Below are 17984 nucleotides of genomic sequence, written 5' to 3'. Positions count from 1 at the left end.
TCTTTGTGGAACAGGCATCTTGCCTGTTCCTGACAAAATGCCACAAGAAAACTGACTCTTTGTGGAACAGGCATCTTGCCTGTTCTAGATGACTGCAAACAACTACAAAAAACTGACTCTTTGTGGAACAGGCATCTTGCCTGTTCCTAACAAAAAGCCACACAGATTACGAATCTCGATCGAGCTTCAGCACAGCCATAAAAGCCTCCTGTGGCACATCCACAGTACCCACAGACTTCATCCGCTTCTTACCCTTCGCCTGCTTTTGCAGCAACTTCTTCTTCCGCGAAATATCACCGCCGTAACACTTCGCCAACACATCCTTCCGCAAAGCCGGAATGTGTTCCGAAGCAATCACCTTCGCGCCAATTGTCGCTTGAATCGGCACCTTAAATTGGTGGCGGGGAATCAACTCCTTCAGTTTTTCAGTCAACCCGCGGCCCACATTATAAGCCTTATCCCGGTGTACGATCATCGCCAAAGCATCAACCGGATCGCCATTAATTAAAATGTCCATTTTCACCAACGGATTTTCGCGATAACCGATGAGGTGATACTCCATGCTCGCATAACCGCGCGATCGCGATTTCATCTGATCGAAAAAGTCCGTCACCACCTCCGCCAAAGGCAACTCGTAAACCAGCGTAGTCCGGCCTTGACTCAGATACTTCATATCCATAAAAATGCCCCGCCGACTTTGAGACAGTTCCATCAGCGCGCCCACATAAGTTTCCGGCGACAGCATTTCTACCCGTACATAAGGTTCCTCAATTTTCTCGCGATACTGAGGATCTGGCAAGTGGCTGGGATTGTCAATTGTTAACACTTCCCCTTTAATTGTTGTGATTTGATAAACCACAGAAGGAGCCGTAACAATCAAATCCAAATTGTATTCTCTCTCCAGTCTTTCTTGCACAATTTCCATGTGCAGCAAACCCAAGAAACCGCAGCGGAAACCAAATCCCATCGCGCTGGAAGTTTCCGGTTCGTAAGAAAGCGCCGCATCGTTGAGTTCTAGTTTTTCTAAAGCTTCCCGCAAATCTGGAAATTGGTCAGCATCGATCGGGAACAAGCCGCAAAAAACCATCGGTTTTGCTTCTGTATAACCCGGCCAAGGCTCCGGTGCCGGCTTTTTGACCAAAGTAATCGTATCGCCGACGCGAGCATCAGCTACGGCTTTAATTGCCGCGCCCAGATAACCCACTTCTCCCGCGTGCAGTTCGTCTACAGGAACTTGAGTCGGTGAAAGGATGCCCAATTCATCGATGACATATTCCTTACCCGAAACCATCAACAAAACCCGATCGCCCTTTTTGACACTTCCGTCCATCACCCGGAAATACACAATTACCCCGCGATAAGCGTCGTAATAACTGTCAAAAATTAGCGCCCTGAGCGGTTTGTCAACAGTATCCTGCGGCGGCGGCACCAATTCGACGATCGCCTCCAAAATCTCATCTATACCAATTCCTTCCTTAGCCGAAGCCTCAATTGCCCCGCTACAGTCCAGACCGATAATTTCTTCAATTTCCCCTTTTACCCGTTCCGGTTCTGCCCCCGGCAGGTCAATTTTATTTAAAACTGGAATAATTTCCAGATTGTTTCCCAAGGCAAGGTAGACATTTGCCAGGGTTTGTGCTTCTACGCCTTGAGATGCGTCTACCACCAGCAGCGCCCCTTCGCAAGCAGCGAGCGATCGCGACACCTCGTAAGAAAAGTCCACGTGTCCGGGAGTGTCGATCAGATTCAGCACGTACTCCTGACCGTCCTTGGCAGTATAATTCATCCGAGCCGCTTGCAGCTTGATCGTAATGCCGCGTTCGCGTTCGAGATCCATATTGTCTAAAAACTGCTCCTTCATCTCCCGTGCCTGCACAGTCCCAGTCGCCTGCAACAGGCGATCGGCCAAGGTCGATTTTCCGTGGTCGATGTGAGCAATAATCGAAAAATTACGAATGCGAGATACAGGGACGTTAGTCATGTTTTTTATCTAAGAGCTAATCGGCAAAGGATACTTTTTGTTGTATGATTACACAAGCAAGAGTAGAGTGCTTACTTCAACCTCTTACTGGGGATTGAGAGGAAACCACAACTGAGGCAAACCTCAAGAGTATCAGTTATTAGCCTTTCAAGTGTCCGACGCAGCCCGGACACCCAAAAGGAAAAAACTTTTCTCTGTCTCATTGTACAGAAAGCTGTTAAGCGGTTGAGGAAAGGTGGGGTGCAAATCAGGGACTGCAAATATCTAGTCCAGTCGGTTGTCATCAAAAGAATTGAAACTTAAGAATTAAAACTAGGATTTTTTAACTATGAGCCAGTCAAGTATACCCTCCCACAGTTCGTCAGAAAAAGTGGAACTATCTATCCATATCGATCCTGAACTGCTAGACCAAATTAAGCACTTGACGAATGACCCCAGCAAAGTCATTGAAACAGCAATCAAGCAGTGGCTCCGAGGTGAGCGCCGCGAAGACGAGCTGGCTCTGAGTTTACGCCGCAACCCCCCAGTCCCGCCCCGTGGTGAATGGAACGACTGAGGTACTCTCGCCCCAGACGGCGCGCGCAAATCTGCAGGCTGTGAAATTTAGATCGCGCGGGCGATCTCCTGCAGATTTCGTGGCTAAAGCTACAGGTGGTGGGCGAGTGAACTCGGCTAAATCACAACCTCCGAACTATTCTAGGTGAGGGAAAAAATGCGTGGGCCATTCCCTGACTAGATTTGTTCGCAGCCTCATATTTTGGCGTAATTTTCACAGTTGATAGTTAATCGGTGCAGATTCCTAATTTCTCAATCTTAATTTTTATCTTTAAATTACCCAAAACGGCTGAGAACGAATAGTTTTGAGTTTTGAGTTGAGTTCAGAATTAAAGAATTAATATTTTATGAGTTCATTAATCACTCAAAAGTCAATAGTAGAAGCCTAAAAGTTTTGCAATTTGTGAGTTTTGAGCGATTAATGTTTTAATTAAAAAGCCAACAATTTTTTAAGTGATTAATAACTCACAAATTAACAGTAGAAGCCCCAAACAAGGGGGAGTATTGAGTTCTTTATTAAAAACTCAATACTCAAAAATCCGAACTACTTTCATCCCCTACTCTGATGGACTCTAACACAGATTTCCGGCGATCGAGCTTCGCCTCTACAGCCTTTTTTCAAGAGTTAGGAGCAGAATTAGTATTTACCCAAGACGCAAGGGGTCGATATCTATCTTTTTATTGGCAAAAAGCCGAACAGTACAACCTTACAGCAGAACAAATTGTCGTTAGCGAAGCCCTCGAAGAGGATCGCCCCCTCAGCGAAACCCTGCAACCCATCCCCCCTGCGCCTTATCTCGATATCCTGCGGCGATCGCTCGAAACCCTCGTGCCGCAACGCTTCAGCTATCCATTTTGCCACGCCGGACAATATTTGCTCTTCGATTTGACACTCACTCCGGCGATCGACTCAAACGGCAAAGCTACAAAAGTATTAGTTATGGGAAGGCTGCTGTCTGACAAACCCGCAGAATTGGCGCCCGACTCCCCAGAATTCATGCTCTATCGAGCTTTGCCATCCCCCTTGGACGCCCGCCCACAAATGCCGCTTCCAGCAAGCCGTATCCCCGGTCGATCGCTCCCTCCCTACTCGGAAATCGATCGTAAAATCATCTCCCAAATCGCTCAAAACCTGCACAAAACCCTCGATTTAGCCACCATTTGGCAGCAAACTGTTAACAGCTTGGGTCAAGTTTTGAACGCGAGTCGCTGCATCATCTGTTCCTACAAAAAAGACAGCGAAAATCTCGAAACATCCCCCTTCCTAGCCTCCGAAAATCAGCAATATTCGACCGCCACAGCAGCCGAATTACAACAGTCAATAGCTAGCTACCCCTCGCCCCCGCTTTCCCCAACTCAAATCGAAAATCTCCAATCGAAAACTTTTAAAGTAGTAGCTGAGTACCGCCAAGAAGCTTACTCTTCTATGCTGGGATTAGAACTGCGCGCAGCCGAACAGCCAGGGTGGATTCAAACTTTAGCCACCTTAAAACCAGTAGCAGTCGATTACGCCTCCCCCGCCGCCGATCCCTTCCACCGCCATTCCGTGCTCGTAGCAGCTACCTCCTATGAAGACCAACCCAATGCACTGATATGTTTGCACCGCTGCGGCAGTTCCCCGAAATGGAGTCCAGTCGAACTCGAATTCGCCCGCGAGTTAGTCGCTCAAGTCGGCAGTGCGATCGCCCACGCTACACTTTACCAAGAATTAGAACAGGCCCGCGCCGAAGCCGTAGCTCTTTCCCAACTTAAAAGTCAATTTCTTGCTAATACTTCTCATGAACTCCGCACCCCCCTCAACGGCATCCTAGGCTTCCTAAAACTGCTTATGGACGGCATGGCAGATGACCCCGAAGAAGCGCACCAATTTATCGAAGAAGCTTACCGATCAGCAGTACATTTGTTCAATGTGATTAACGATATTTTGGATGTCGCTAAAATTGAAGCTGGCAAAATGGAGTTAGACCTCGCTCCCGTCAAACTCGGTGAACTGTTGCAACAAGTTGAGGATTTTACACGGGTTCAAGTCGAGCAAAAGCGATTGCAATTTCAAATCCAAAAACCCCCTGTGGAGGACGAGATTATTTTGTATGGCAACTACCAACGCCTGCTTCAAGTAATCTTGAACCTCACGGGCAATGCCATTAAATTTACCGGGGAAGGGGGAATTCGCATCAGTGCCGAAATTATTAAGAAAAAGGTGACTGTTCACAACCAGCAGTTCCCCGGAATGGTGAAAATCCGAGTCGCTGATACTGGCATTGGCGTTTCTCTCGACAAGCAGGATAAATTATTTGAGTCGTTTTTTCAGGTAGACGGCGCTCGTACCAGGCAATACGGCGGCACGGGTTTGGGATTGGCTATTTCTCAAAAACTGGTAGAAGCAATGGGGGGTACAGTAAATTTTTACAGTATGGGGGAAGGACTCGGCTCGACGGTTACTTTTACTGTGCCTCTTTATCAAGAACCACTATTTAAAAATTAATCATATCGATTCCGGTGCAACCGGCATCATTGTTGACTGTTGACTGTTGGCTGTTGACTGTTGACTGTTGAAGGAGGGGTCAAAAAAATGAAAATTGCGCGAATTATTTGTGGGCATCTTGATTAGACTTTACGCGCGACGATGAAGGACGGATTTGATATTATTCCGGCGCAGCCGGAATTGATATTACCAATTACCAATTACCAATTACCAATTACCAAAGTGTACCTTACTCACTTAAAAATTGCTATATTCCTGTATTCGTAAGTTATGTTTCGTGAATAAAAGTCATCGATAATTGGTAATTATCCTACAAACACAGTTCGATCGCCCACCAGCGTATCAATTTTGACAATCAAGCATCCAGGATACCCGCCACGTGATTCATCCGTCCAGAAATAAAAAACCTGTATCCGATGAAACTTGCCGAACGTATTTATCTCGCGCAAGTCAATGCTTCAATTCTAAAATCTCAAATCTAAAATCTAAAATCTAAAATCTAAAATCTAAAATCGATTGACTTTTATCCGTCGCCAAGCTCCCTTTTTGGGAGTTTTGGGATCATATTGATCACCCACGCTACTTCTGATCCCCACCCAGAATTGGCATAAATCAAATCCGGGGGATACGGATAACAGCTCATCTTTAATCTGTCGGCTGGAAGCTCACACCTCCGAGTAAACCCCCATAAACCGCCAACTTTACAAGAACTTCATGCCTACTTTTAGCACTGATTCAGCTTTTCAATCCCCTACTGTCAAGGATTTTTAAGAAAACAGGATGCTCTCTCTTCTATGTGAAAATCATAAAGATCTTGTAAAGACACCGCAAATACTTAGTAATGTTTGACGGTCTGTGGCAATATTTAAGTAGAATTACGTAATCCATAAGTCTGACAGAGGCTGGCTGGCAAATTCAGTAACTCCCAGCCCTGTTGCCGGAGTGGTAAACTTTTGCCAGTCTAGTAGAAAAAGGGTTGCTATGAATCAGCAAATATCAGCTCAATCGCAAAAGCTTTTACTCCAAATTGGCAGAAATATTCGTCGCACCTTGGATCTCAATACCATCTGGCAGCAAACAGTTAACACTCTGGGAGAAACACTAGGCGTCAGCCGCTGTATCCTTTGTCCCTATGAAAGTTCTAGCCTGCAAGTCAAAGTAGCTGCTGAATACTGCCAAGAACCATTTTTACCCATGCTGGGAATGGAAATCTCGCTCACAGCAGCACCTCATTTCCTTCAAGCTCTAGCCACCCTCGAACCGGTGGTAGTAGACTCCTTTGCAGCCAATGACCATTTTGGGCCGCAGTCGCTGCTAGTGGTGGCTACCGCTTACCAAGAGCAAGCTAACGGCATAATTAGCTTGCATCAGTGCAAGGGTCGATCGTCCGGGAAGGGTAAGACCGATCAACCTTGGACTCAATGCCAGATCGAATTCGCACAAGAACTTGCCGAGCAAGTAGGAAGTGCGATCGCCCTCGCCACCCTGTACCAAAAGGAAAGCAAGCGAGTACAAGGACTATCCCAGCTCAAAAAGCAATTTTTGTTGAAGGCGTCCCACGAGCTCCGCACTCCCCTAAATCACATCATCGGCTATCTACAACTAACCATAGACGACCAAGCTGACGATCCCATAGAGGAGAGAGATTTTATCGAAGAAGCTCACCGTTCGGCTATCCACCTTTCTCAGGTAATTTCCAATATCTTAGATTACATTGAGTTAAGTGAAGCTTGCCAAACTCACGCAGAGTTAGCCACTTTCAGGAGTCAGGAAAAATCGGGGCATCAGTAAACCTTCTAGTGGCGTATTTAACAAGTCTAATATTTACGTTTCCACAAGTTTTACCAGGAAAAACCTGACACTTTATCGATAGATTCCCTCAATAAATTCGATAGCTGGTTCATCAATTATTTTTAGGGAATTATAGTTTTACACAGTACAGCATAGCAACTACTACACGTAGTAAGCTGTCGAGCATTTAAATTACATATTGTCGGTTCCCCGTTTCCCGTTTCCTGTTCCCTTTCACCAAATCCTCACACCCTATTTAAATGCACAACAGCTTAGGGCGGTGTATTTATCATATTATGTCCGCTCGAACGACTCACATCAAATAGGTTATTTGACCGGAAAGGATATTGCAAGCATAAGATTACACTTTTGCACTTTTAATGCTTATAACTTGTGCTTGATAGAATTACCCGTCGCCCTTTTTTTTCGGAGCTTTTGGAGGGCTGACATAGCGCGCCCAAAAAGGTTCCTCCATATCTTTCATCGCTGCTAGTTTTTGGCGCTCTTCCTCTATGCGCTTGCGTTCTGAGAGATCAGAAAATATGTTAATACTGCCGACAGTCTGGCCGCCCGCATCTCGCACAGGTGCGGCAAACAGCCAAACATCGATCGAACTACCGTCTTTTTTCAACAAAGATATTTCCAAACCGTTTTGCGGTTTGCCATTAGACGCAGACTTTAGCAGCGCGTAAAAATCTTGCTTTTGGCCTTCAGGAATATTCGGTAAAGGTTTCCCTAAAACCTCAGCCGCAGTCCAGCCAAAAAGTTGTTCAGCGGCGCGGTTCCAAACAACGGTATTGCCGTCATTGCTGGTACAGTTAATCGCCAGTGGCGCCGAGGCTATCTGGGCTTGCAAAACTTGGTTAACGAGTTGCAGTTTCAATTCTACTTGCTTGCGATCAGTAATTTCCTGACAAGCGCCCCACAAACGGACAACCCGTTCAGAAGTTTTGTCCCACACCACTTGCCAGTAGTCCCGCACCCAGCGCACCTCGCCTTTGTGATTAATAATGCGATACTCATTAGCTCCAGTGCGGCTGAAAGTACAGCCTTCTAATTGTTTAATTAACATTTCCCTGTCGTCGGGATGAACGAGTTCGGAGTTCCACCAACCAAAGGATTCTAATTCTTCAGGAACGATCCCGGCGCAGCGCTCAAAAGCTTCTGTCGCCCACTCGCAGGCGAACTTACCGTCGGGCAGTCCCTTAAAAGAATAGGCAAAATCCGAAGTAATTTGCGACATAACTCTGTAGTGGAGTTCCGACTCTCGGACAGCGATTTCCGCTTGCTTTCGTTCCCCTATTTCCCGCGAATAAATTATAATTCCCTGCACGCTAGAATCGTAAAGCAAACTGTTACCTATCGACTCCATGTAGATCCAAGAACCGTCAGCGTGGCGTTTCCGATATTCAATTGCCCCCCCAATTCCGGGAGCTTCTAACAACTTACCAAAATACGTCTGCCAAGCCAGCAAATCGTCTGGATGGATTAACTCGCCGTGAAATTTGCCAATTCTTTCTTCTGGATTGTAACCCAAAAGCCGCTGTAGAGCTCCGCTGTGGTATCGAACTCGTCCGTCGGAGCCAATAATGCTAATTAGATCGGGAGAATTACGCAGCATAGCTTGCAGTTTAGCTTCGCTTTTAATTAACGCTTGATTGTCCCTGCGATGCTGGCTGATTTGTTTTTCTAACTGCTCCCGTAGCTGTCTGATTTGCCCTACTTGCTGGGATACAGTGCGTTCCAAGAGGCGATTATTTTTTTCAATTTCAACCAGCTTGGCCGCGTTATATGTCGCGCTTTCAAACAGGTTGCTTGCTGCTATTTCCTGCAAAGAATTTGATAAATCCTCCAAAAATTTTGTGAAAATTGCCTGATGCGGGTGTGGCAATTCCCTAGCTTGTTCCTGCAATGTTTCTAAGTGTTTGTAGACAGTTTCTAGCATTTTATTAAGGGGGGAATCTAATAGTTGCCTGCGGGTGCAACCCCTAAAAAGCGGACACAAGTTTTTTCAACATAACCCATAACAAAGACTGGTAGGTGGCGATCGACCCATCGCGCTCTCAATAACCAGGAATTTTGGGACTTTATCTTCAAATCATAGCAACCGATAGAGACAGTAAATTCTGGTTGCGCCCTAATTTCCAGCCCAGCCGCACCCCCAAGAAGTGCTCGCCAGGAGTGCGGGTAACTCCCCTACCCAGTGAATGTAGGGCTTCTCGCGGTTAAGCTAAACTAGATGGGTGTCAAGAGAAAGAGGGATTTATGACAGAGCAAGCCAACGCTCGCGATTTGTTTCGCGCTGCTTACGAACACCGCTATACCTGGGATGCCAATTTTCCCGGTTACAGTGCCGATATTGAACTCAAACAGGGCGACGAAGTATATACGGGTCATGTTTCCATCAAACCCGACATGAGCGTGGAAGTCAGCGGCATTGAAGATGAGGAAGTGCAGCAAAGCGTCTACACCCAAATGCGCGATATTGTCACCCACCGCAAACGATCGACATTTGAAAAATCTCACGGCAAAAATACCTTCACCCTGGGCGAGAAGGACAGCACCGACGCTGTGGACATCTTGGTGCAAGGCGACTCAATGGGTTCGAATTATAAAATCCGAGGTCTCTCAATTTGTCAAGTCAGCCGGGTGATGGGCCGCATGGCTTTCGTAATTGACACGCACAAAAGCTTAGAGACACCCGAAGGTTCTTTGGCTACCCACTACGATGCCGTTTTCCGCAACCCCCAAACAGACGAAATTATCAAAGAACTCGAATTTGAAGATACCTTTGAGAAGATAGGCGACTATTATGTCATGACAAAGCAAGTAGTTCGAGCAAAAGAAAAAGGTCAACTGACAACAACCGAGTTCAACTACTCCCACGTCAAACTGCTAGAACCAGCAGTAGTGTAGCGCGATCAAAAACCCGATTTCTTAAATAAAAGGGTTTTTTTGGTTAACGTATCAGAATCAACTTGATTTGGCGGCAAGTAACGCTACGATCGAACGAGAGAGCTAATTGGGATCGAGCATCAGCGTAAGGAACCCCACGCCTAAAGGCGGAGGCTTTTAAGACTGTCCGGCTCTTTGAGCGGGATTGAATCGAGAGCTTACCTTACCAGCCTAAGTCTTTACTGACTACGTTTTTTGAGTCACGACACCGGAGAATGCGAAGCTAGTTTTCCGCTCTGTCGCTAGTGGTTAAACATCTGTACAAGGGTTAAGGACGTGCTGCTAGCCTAACAAGCTCTTAAAACATTGGCGAAGCTAACATTACCCCGCAAGGGAGTTTGAGGCAACCATACCTCACTGGAGAGGCAACCATACCTCTCCAACCCCGAAAGGGGATTTTAATGCGACGGTCGTCGCTGCCGCTGTCCTCCCCATGCCTAAAGTCAGGGGCTTCTCGCTCGTTTTTCGGTGACAGAAACCGGGTTTGCTGCAGCCAGCTCATTTGAGTACGCAAGTCTTTTATCAAAAAACCCGGTTTCTTAAATCCCGCGCGGGTTGAGAATGCTGTCCTTGATTCAAATCGAACTTTCATCAACTGCAAGAAATCATCACAGAGGCGAAATATGACACTAGCACTAACCAGAGATAACGTCGAAACAGTTCTCGATGAAATGCGCCCCTACCTAATATCGGACGGCGGCAACGTCGAGCTCGTAGAAATTGAGGGCCCAGTCGTACACCTGAGACTGCAAGGAGCTTGTGGCTCTTGCCCGAGTTCCACAATGACTCTGAGAATGGGTATTGAACGTCGCCTGCGCGAGGCTATCCCAGAAATTGCCGAAGTCGAACAGGTAATGTAATTAGTCAGTTGGCAGTTGGCAGTTGGCAGTTGGCAGTTGGCAATTGGCAGTTGGCTGTTGACAGTTGGCTGTTGGCTGTTGACTGTTACCAATTACCAGTTGACTGTTGACTGTTGACTGTTGACTGTTGACTGTTGATTGTTGACTGTTACCAATTACCAAATTTAATTGCCAATTACCAATTACCAAATTTAATTACCAATTACCAATTACTAAATTCAATGTCTCACCCCCTTTATGTAGCCTTCATTTGGCACCAACACCAACCGCTCTACAAATCCAGAGTATCAGCTAGCACAGCAGCAGCTCAGTACCGACTGCCTTGGGTGCGCTTGCACGGAGTCAAAGACTACTTGGATTTAGTGCTCCTCCTGGCAAAATATCCCAACCTGCATCAAACCGTAAACTTGGTTCCCTCCTTGATTTTGCAGATAGAAGACTGCATCGCAGACAAAGCATTAGACCCTTACTTGACGGTGACATTAAAGTCAGCAGAAATTTTAACCCTCCCAGAACAAGAGTTCATTTTAGAACACTTTTTTGACGCCAATTACCATACTCTGATTCAGCCACACCCCCGCTACGCTCAACTCTACACTCAGCGGCAGGAAAAAGGCATTCAGTGGTGTTTGGAAAACTGGAATTTGCAGGATTTTAGCGACTTGCTGGCCTGGCATAATTTAGCTTGGATTGACCCGCTGTTTTGGGACGACCCCGAGATTGCAGGGTGGCTGAAACAAGGACAAAATTTTAGTTTGGTAGACAGAAAAAACATCTACTCAAAACAAAAAGAAATTCTTGCCAGAATCATTCCCCAGCACCGTAAAATGCAAGCTGAGGGACAGTTGGAAGTCTCCACAACCCCCTACACGCACCCGATTTTACCGCTGCTTGCCGACACAAATGGCGGCCGCATAGCTATTCCAAACATGACGCTGCCACAACACCGGTTTCAGTGGGAAGAAGATATTCCCCGACACCTGAGAAAAGCCTGGGAAATGTATGAAGACCGGTTTGATTGCCAACCACGCGGTTTGTGGCCGTCGGAACAAGCAGTTAGCCCGGAAATTTTGCCCTACATTGCCAAACAAGGCTTTAAATGGATAGTCTCGGACGAAGCAGTTTTGGGGTGGACAATTAAACACTTTTTCAACCGAGACGCCACAGGGAATGTCTACGAACCAGAATTCTTATATCGCCCTTACCGTTTAGAAACTCCTGACGGTGATTTAGCCATAGTATTTAGAGACCACAGATTGTCCGACTTGATCGGGTTTACCTACGGTTCGATGGAACCGGAAAAAGCAGCATCAGATTTAGTGGGACACTTAGAAGCGATCGGCAGAACTCTCAAAAACCGACAACCCGACGGCCAAACAGCTTTAGAAAATCCCTGGTTAGTGACGATCGCCCTAGACGGCGAAAATTGCTGGGAATTCTATCCCCAAGACGGCAAACCGTTCTTAGAATCCCTCTATCAAACTCTCAGCGACAATCCAGATATCAAATTAGTCACAGTCTCGGAATTTCTCGACAAATTCCCAGCAACCGAAACAATTCCCGCAGCCCAACTGCACACCGGTTCCTGGGTGGACGGTTCCCTCACAACTTGGATCGGCGATCCCGCGAAAAATCGCGCTTGGGACATATTAGGGCCCGCCAGACAAATGCTGGCAAACCATCCAGAGGCCACAGAAGAAAGCAACCCAGAAGCTTGGGAAGCGCTTTATGCGGCCGAAGGTTCCGACTGGTTCTGGTGGTTTGGCGAAGGCCACACGTCGAACCAAGATGCCATGTTCGACCAGCTATTTCGGGAACACGTAGCGGGCATTTACGAAGCTCTCGGCGAGCCTGTACCCCCGGAAGTGCGACGGCAAGTAGAGGTGCACGAGGTTCAAGGCGACCACCTGCCGCTGAGCTTTATTCACCCGGTGATTGACGGTATCGGCAACGAACAGGATTGGGACAAAGCCGGTCGGATTGAAGTTGGGGGAGCAAGGGGTACGATGCACCGGAGTTCGGCAATTCAGCGCCTTTGGTACGGGGTTGACCACTTGAATTTTTACATTCGTGCCGACTTCAAGGTAGGGGTGCGGCCGGGAATTGATTGCCCGCAGCAGTTAAATTTGTTCTGGTTTTATCCCGATCGCACGATGAACAACAGTCTGATTCCGCTGTCGGGTTTACCTGACGAAGCACCGCTCAACTATCGATACCACCATCAGTTAGAGATTAATTTGCTGACGAAATCGATTTGGTTTCAGGAAGCAGAAGAGGGCGATCAGTGGCAGCCCCGCATTAGCCGCGCCCAAGTGGGAGTGGATAAATGTTTGGAGGTAGCAGTGCCCTGGGCGGATTTGCAGATTATGCCCGACTGGCAGGTGAGGCTGATTGCGGTTTTATCGGAAGGGAGTTGTTACTCTAGCTGTATGCCGTTCGATTCTTTGATTCCGATCGGAATGCCGTAAAAAGTCATTAGTCATTAGTCATTAGTCATTAGTCATTAGGCTGTAGGGGCGGGTTTCACCAGCTTTCATAGAACTGACAACCCAAATAAATATAAACCCGCCCCCTGAATTAGTCAACAGTCATTAGTCATTAGTCATTAGTCATTAGTCATTAGTCATTAGTGATTTTTTGAACCAACAAACAATTAAATAATTATCAAATTATATCAAATTGGGGATTCTACTCTGGCTACCTAATGCCTTGATAATTTCGGTCGCATCCGGTCGAGCGAGGACTATAAAATATGTCTGTAATGAGGGATTCATCACTCATAAAAAAGAGGGATAAAGTCATCACTACAAACCTTATTGTAATAGTTGATTTACCGGAAATCATATCATTAGTCATGGGGAAATTAACAAACTAATGAGCCGCATTTTACTCTTGGTCGATCGCCACCAACAACTTAATTTGCCGATCGCCCACCTCAACACCGAGCATGAGGTGATTGTACTCGATCGCGCTTTAAATCCCAACTCCGAATTTCCCATTCCCCAAATCGCTTTTGACTTGTGCATTCTCGACGAGGAAAATTTCGATCGGATCGGGCCGCTGGTAGAATCATTAAAAACTGCCGCCGAGCCGATATTTTTACCCTTTTTGCTTGTTAGTAAATCCCAAACGCCTGCTCTTGCTGAGCAGCCATTTTCGCAGCAGGCAAAACAACTCGAACGCAGAATAGACGATTTGATAGTAAGTCCCGTCGAACCCACCCAACTGCATTTGCGGGTAGAGAATTTGTTAGCCCGCAGGTGGCTGTCGCTAGAACTCCACAGACTTCAGGAAGTAATTAAAGAACAGACTTTTACAGAAAGTTTGTTAAAGGACTCGCTGCAAACGGCAAACGAAAACCTGCAACGGGAAATCGCCAAGCGGGCGGAGGTAGAAACTGCACTGCGAGAAAACTCCTATCTCAACTCGCTGATCAATGCCATGCCAGATATTGTCTGCTTCAAAGATGGCGAGGGCAGGTGGCAGGAGGCAAATCAAGCGATATTGGAAGTTTTCGGGCTAGAAAAAATAGACTACCGCGGCCTCAAAGATTCTCAGCTAGGAGAACTCAGCATTTTTTACCGCGAGGCCCTACAGGCTTGCGAGGTCAGCGATAGAGAAGCGTGGGAAAAAGGTGAGCTTTCTAGGGGAGAAGAAGTGATTCCCCGCTCAAACGGTACTGTGAAAATCTACGACGTGATTAAAGTACCCGTATTTCACCCCGACGGCAGACGCAAAAGTATAGTGATTTTGGGTCGGGACATTACCGAACACAAGCAAACTAGAGACGAACTCGTGCGCTTGGCGTCGATTGTCGAGTCTTCCGACGACGGCATCGTCGGCAAAACTCTCACGGGGACAATTCAGAGCTGGAACGCAGGAGCAGAGAAGATTTACGGCTACTGTGCGGCGGAAATCAAGGGGCAGTCGATCGAGATTTTAGCCATACCCGAACGCCCCAAGGAAATGCCTCAAATATTGGAAAATATTAGGGCTGGAGCCACCATCGACCATTACGAAACCGTGCACTTGCGGAAAGATGGCCAACAGATAGATGTGTCCCTGACGATTTCTCCGATTAAAGACGCGACTGGAGCGGTAACGGGCGTTTCGACAATCTCTCGCGACATCAGCGACAGCAAGCGAGTGGAAAAAGCCTTTGAACAACTCCGCCACCAAACAGAAATGATTTTGTTCTCCGCAGGAGAAGGAATTTGCGGGTTGAACAAACAGGGAAAAGTAACTTTTGTCAATCCTGCGGCTGTGAGAATGGCTGGGTGCGAATCGAAGCAATTGATCGATCGACCACTCTATGAAAGCTTACACCGTTCACAGCAAGAATGCTCAAGGGCGATCAAGCAACTGTCACCTGCAACAGACATCAATTCAGGGTCGGAACTTGTCCCACACTGCGCCGCACAGCAGGCGGGCAAACTGCTGCCGAACCGGGTAAGTTCTCAAATTTTAGCCACCTTGGAAGACGGAGAGGCGCGGCGCGTCACCGATGAGATTTTTTGGCGGCGAGACGGCAGCAGTTTTCCGGTTGAGTACGTTGTCGCTCCGATGCGAGAACAAGGCGAAATTATTGGAGCTGTAGTGACTTTTAAAGATATCACGGAGCAGCTTGCCGTCGAGCGCATGAAAGATGAATTCATCTCTGTTGTCAGCCACGAACTGCGGACACCCATGACCTCAATTCACGGCGCTCTCGGCCTCCTCAACAGCGGTCTGCTGGACGCTTACCCCCAGAAAGCTAAGCGGATGCTGGAGATTGCTGTCACTAACACTGACCGTTTGGTGCGCTTGGTCAACGACATCTTAGATTTAGAGCGGATGGAGTCGAGTTACAGCACTGCTATCAAACAAACTTGCAATGTGGCTGAGCTGATGTTGCAGGCGGCTGACGAGATGCAGGGAATGGCTCAGCAGGCGGGAGTTACTCTGTCGGTGAAGCCTGTGGGGGCGCAATTGCAAGCTGTTCCCGATCGGCTAATTCAAGCCTTGACAAATTTACTCAGTAATGCTATTAAATTTTCTCCCTCCGGCGCTACGGTTTGGCTGAGCGGGGAGTTGACCCACAATCTGGATTTGGCAGAAAAAGCAGCGCACAAGTCGGTGTCGTCTCCGTCTTTGTTGTCTCCTGAGCCGACCGCCGCGCATCCGCATTTGTCAGGGACGAGTTCATGGTACATCGTGATTGCTGTGAAAGACCAAGGGCGGGGTATTCCGCCAGACAAGCTGGAGATGGTCTTTGAACGCTTTCAACAGGTGGATGCTTCTGATTCTCGCCAGAAGGGAGGTACTGGTTTGGGGCTGGCTATTTGTCGCAGTATCGTGCAGCAGCACGGGGGGCGGATGTGGGTGGAGAGCGTTGTGGGGGAGGGCAGCACTTTTTTCTTAACTCTGCCAGTTTTAAGGGAGGGGCTTGCAACTGAAAGTTAATTTCTACTCATCAGGTGTACCCAAAGTTAGTGATTTTCTGCAGATTGTTCGATCGAGTCATCGACAAACAATCTCAGCCTTTTCTGCTGTTTGGGGACTGCGGGCAAAAAGCACAATTTGAGGTCGAAAAGCGGCTTTTTTTGGGTGGGATATTTTACAGCAACCGCGCCACAGGGTGAGGACGTTCTTAGTTGAAACCCTGGCTGTCGATTACAACTTCGGTCTTCCTTGTTCCTTCTTCCTTCAACATCTGCTATACAGTTTTGAAAATTTACTGTACAGTCCGATCGGCTAAGATAATTTGCTTTATAAAATATTCGCATTTCGCCTCTAATCTGTGATCAGTTCTCCTTGCTAAAAAAATGTTAATTTTGACTGCCAAGCGCATCTTGGTTATTGACGATGCGGAAGATATTCGGGAAGTAGCTCAAGTCAGTCTTGAACTCGTGGGCGGCTGGGAAGTCCTGACAGCGAGTTCGGGCCGCGAGGGCGTTGCTAAGGCTCTTGCCGAACAGCCTGATGCTATTCTATTGGACGTGATGATGCCCGACCAAGACGGGCCTACTACTTTTTTACAGTTACAAGCTAATAAGGCTACGCAGCACATTCCGGTAATTTTATTGACTGCTAAGGCTCTGGCTGGGGACAGGCGGATGTTCGCGGATTTGGGGGTTGTGAGCGTGATTGCTAAGCCTTTTGAACCGATGTTTTTGGCGGCTCAGGTCGCTGAAGCTTTGGGCTGGGAGCAAGAATAGATCGATCGCCCGCCTTGAATTGTGCAGCTTTTCAAGCAGTAGTTTTGCAGGCAAAGAGAGTTAAAAAAACTTGGTTTTTTTGGTATGGTTCCTTAGATAGAATCAGGGCGATCGGACAGGATATATGTAGCGACTTAGGCGCCGTGCCTTTCGTCCTGCCAGCTTAAGACTCAAAACCTCAGTCCGGTATCAGTTTCCACCCTGTCGGTATTGGGGTGAAATTGATACCAATTAGGGATGCCTAAATCCCTATTGGTAGTGCGTCCATTTAACCGGATTCGACCTCAGCCATGAACTGAATATTCCTGTGGATTTATCGGGCTAATATAAGCTGGCAGGAGTATTTTACTTTTTGTGACAACTCACTCGTCTTCATAAGTTCTTCAGGTTTTAGTTTTATGTTTAAGCAGAACGTCAGGGATCGCTCCTGACTGTTGACAGACACATTGGGAGAAGACGATTATGCCCTCAGCTTACATTTTGCTACTAATAGTTTCTCTGGCAGCAGTCTGGGTTTACTGGCAAACCTCTCAAGATATTTTTGTGCTTGTGGCTTGGGCCGGGCTGGGTTGTTTTATTTGGGGTTTCTCTTGGGCTCCTTGGAGCGTTCAGCTTTTGATTGTGGTGTTACTGTTGGGCCTCCAAAAGTGCTACTTGCGCGGCGCTCAAAGCTGTGAGTGAAAGAGATTTTTTATTTTTGTGCCTGGAATTGAGATGTGCAGGCCTTCGTGAATCTCTCTAATGATTGGGTTATCGCTCCATATCTTCAAAAAAGGCTTAAAATATCATGAATAGTTGCCCTTGTTGCTCCTCTAAATTGCTCCGCCACGCTCGCCACAATCGCGTTTATTGGTTCTGCTCGCACTGCTGGCAGGAAATGCCCGATCTATCGGAGATGATTTTACTTAACAGCGTGCGGAATCACAAACGCGATGGTTTGGTGAAGGTTGCGACTTTGACTCCTAAATTGAGGATTTTTGATTCTGTAGAAATTGCTTAGTTTCCTGGAGTTAGTCTCGCGATAAATATTGAGACTGAAAAGATTTTTGTTTGTACTCTCTGTGGGATTTTTGGATAAAAAATGCACTCATCCCCTTCCGTGTGAAGTGAAGGGGACTTATTAGCGGGGGGGATGAGTGCACTTGTGATGGGGTCGATCG

The 17984-nt window shown here is 47.1% G+C and carries 13 protein-coding genes; 10 read left to right on the top strand and 3 right to left on the bottom strand.

Annotated elements, in window-relative coordinates; all coding sequences use genetic code 11:
- Positions 1-166: 166 nt before the first annotated feature.
- Positions 167-1981, bottom strand: coding sequence for a translation elongation factor 4 (gene lepA / locus QUB10_RS02090; protein ID WP_333199064.1), 1815 nt, complete (start codon positions 1979-1981; stop codon positions 167-169).
- Positions 1982-2309: 328 nt separating this feature from the next.
- Here lepA and QUB10_RS02085 point away from each other — a divergent pair, with 328 nt between their 5' ends.
- The 3 genes from QUB10_RS02085 to QUB10_RS02075 all read left to right on the top strand — a co-directional run bounded on the left by QUB10_RS02085 (position 2310) and on the right by QUB10_RS02075 (position 6812).
- Positions 2310-2537, top strand: a complete 228-nt coding sequence (locus QUB10_RS02085; RefSeq protein WP_333199061.1) for a hypothetical protein — start codon at positions 2310-2312, stop codon at positions 2535-2537.
- A 564-nt stretch (positions 2538-3101) separates the two neighbouring features.
- A complete protein-coding gene (locus QUB10_RS02080) occupies positions 3102-5021 on the top strand; it encodes a GAF domain-containing sensor histidine kinase (protein ID WP_333199059.1) in 1920 nt (639 codons plus the stop codon).
- A 981-nt stretch (positions 5022-6002) separates the two neighbouring features.
- On the top strand, positions 6003-6812 hold the full coding sequence (locus QUB10_RS02075) for a GAF domain-containing protein (protein ID WP_333199057.1): 810 nt from the start codon (positions 6003-6005) through the stop codon (positions 6810-6812).
- A gap of 406 nt (positions 6813-7218) precedes the next feature.
- On the opposite strand, the gene QUB10_RS02070 is transcribed toward QUB10_RS02075, so the two are convergent.
- A complete protein-coding gene (locus QUB10_RS02070) occupies positions 7219-8757 on the bottom strand; it encodes a PAS domain S-box protein (RefSeq protein ID WP_333199055.1) in 1539 nt (512 codons plus the stop codon).
- A gap of 320 nt (positions 8758-9077) precedes the next feature.
- Between QUB10_RS02070 and QUB10_RS02065 the strand changes: the two genes are divergently transcribed.
- Together QUB10_RS02065 and QUB10_RS02060 are read left to right on the top strand one after the other, a co-directional pair.
- Positions 9078-9728 (top strand): DUF3386 domain-containing protein, encoded by a 651-nt coding sequence (locus QUB10_RS02065; protein ID WP_333199052.1) that lies wholly within the window; start codon positions 9078-9080, stop codon positions 9726-9728.
- A gap of 662 nt (positions 9729-10390) precedes the next feature.
- A complete protein-coding gene (locus QUB10_RS02060) occupies positions 10391-10627 on the top strand; it encodes a NifU family protein (protein ID WP_333032298.1) in 237 nt (78 codons plus the stop codon).
- Here the strand turns inward: QUB10_RS02060 and QUB10_RS02055 are convergent, their stop codons facing one another.
- On the bottom strand, positions 10628-10816 hold the full coding sequence (locus QUB10_RS02055; protein ID WP_333199050.1) for a hypothetical protein: 189 nt from the start codon (positions 10814-10816) through the stop codon (positions 10628-10630).
- Between the two features lie 32 nt (positions 10817-10848).
- On the opposite strand from QUB10_RS02055, the gene QUB10_RS02050 reads away from it, so the two are divergent.
- The 5 genes from QUB10_RS02050 (at position 10849) to QUB10_RS02030 (ending at position 17824) form a co-directional block, all read left to right on the top strand.
- Complete coding sequence (locus QUB10_RS02050; protein WP_333199048.1) at positions 10849-13095, top strand: glycoside hydrolase; 2247 nt, start codon at positions 10849-10851, stop codon at positions 13093-13095.
- 406 nt (positions 13096-13501) lie between these two features.
- On the top strand, positions 13502-16069 hold the full coding sequence (locus tag QUB10_RS02045) for a PAS domain S-box protein (protein WP_333199046.1): 2568 nt from the start codon (positions 13502-13504) through the stop codon (positions 16067-16069).
- A 362-nt stretch (positions 16070-16431) separates the two neighbouring features.
- Positions 16432-16824: a response regulator gene (locus QUB10_RS02040; RefSeq protein WP_190655560.1), complete on the top strand. Its 393-nt coding sequence runs from the start codon at positions 16432-16434 to the stop codon at positions 16822-16824.
- A gap of 462 nt (positions 16825-17286) precedes the next feature.
- On the top strand, positions 17287-17505 hold the full coding sequence (locus QUB10_RS02035; RefSeq protein ID WP_333155331.1) for a hypothetical protein: 219 nt from the start codon (positions 17287-17289) through the stop codon (positions 17503-17505).
- A 106-nt stretch (positions 17506-17611) separates the two neighbouring features.
- Entirely contained in the window at positions 17612-17824 is a 213-nt protein-coding gene (locus tag QUB10_RS02030; protein ID WP_333199044.1) for a hypothetical protein, read from the top strand.
- The last annotated feature ends 160 nt before the right edge of the window (positions 17825-17984 follow it).

Source organism: Microcoleus sp. B5-D4 (genome assembly GCF_036705145.1).
In the GTDB taxonomy this organism is placed as follows: Bacteria; Cyanobacteriota; Cyanobacteriia; order Cyanobacteriales; family Microcoleaceae; genus Microcoleus.
The sequence above is the reverse complement of the archived record's forward strand: the minus strand, read 5'-3'. Positions and strand labels throughout refer to the sequence as shown.

Coding starts and splice junctions, on each gene's coding strand:
- lepA (WP_333199064.1), bottom strand. CDS start 1,981: ATGACTAACGTCCCTGTATCTCGCATTCGTAATTTTTCGATTATTGCT.
- QUB10_RS02085 (WP_333199061.1), top strand. CDS start 2,310: ATGAGCCAGTCAAGTATACCCTCCCACAGTTCGTCAGAAAAAGTGGAA.
- QUB10_RS02080 (WP_333199059.1), top strand. CDS start 3,102: ATGGACTCTAACACAGATTTCCGGCGATCGAGCTTCGCCTCTACAGCC.
- QUB10_RS02075 (WP_333199057.1), top strand. CDS start 6,003: ATGAATCAGCAAATATCAGCTCAATCGCAAAAGCTTTTACTCCAAATT.
- QUB10_RS02070 (WP_333199055.1), bottom strand. CDS start 8,757: ATGCTAGAAACTGTCTACAAACACTTAGAAACATTGCAGGAACAAGCT.
- QUB10_RS02065 (WP_333199052.1), top strand. CDS start 9,078: ATGACAGAGCAAGCCAACGCTCGCGATTTGTTTCGCGCTGCTTACGAA.
- QUB10_RS02060 (WP_333032298.1), top strand. CDS start 10,391: ATGACACTAGCACTAACCAGAGATAACGTCGAAACAGTTCTCGATGAA.
- QUB10_RS02050 (WP_333199048.1), top strand. CDS start 10,849: ATGTCTCACCCCCTTTATGTAGCCTTCATTTGGCACCAACACCAACCG.
- QUB10_RS02045 (WP_333199046.1), top strand. CDS start 13,502: ATGAGCCGCATTTTACTCTTGGTCGATCGCCACCAACAACTTAATTTG.
- QUB10_RS02040 (WP_190655560.1), top strand. CDS start 16,432: ATGTTAATTTTGACTGCCAAGCGCATCTTGGTTATTGACGATGCGGAA.
- QUB10_RS02035 (WP_333155331.1), top strand. CDS start 17,287: ATGCCCTCAGCTTACATTTTGCTACTAATAGTTTCTCTGGCAGCAGTC.
- QUB10_RS02030 (WP_333199044.1), top strand. CDS start 17,612: ATGAATAGTTGCCCTTGTTGCTCCTCTAAATTGCTCCGCCACGCTCGC.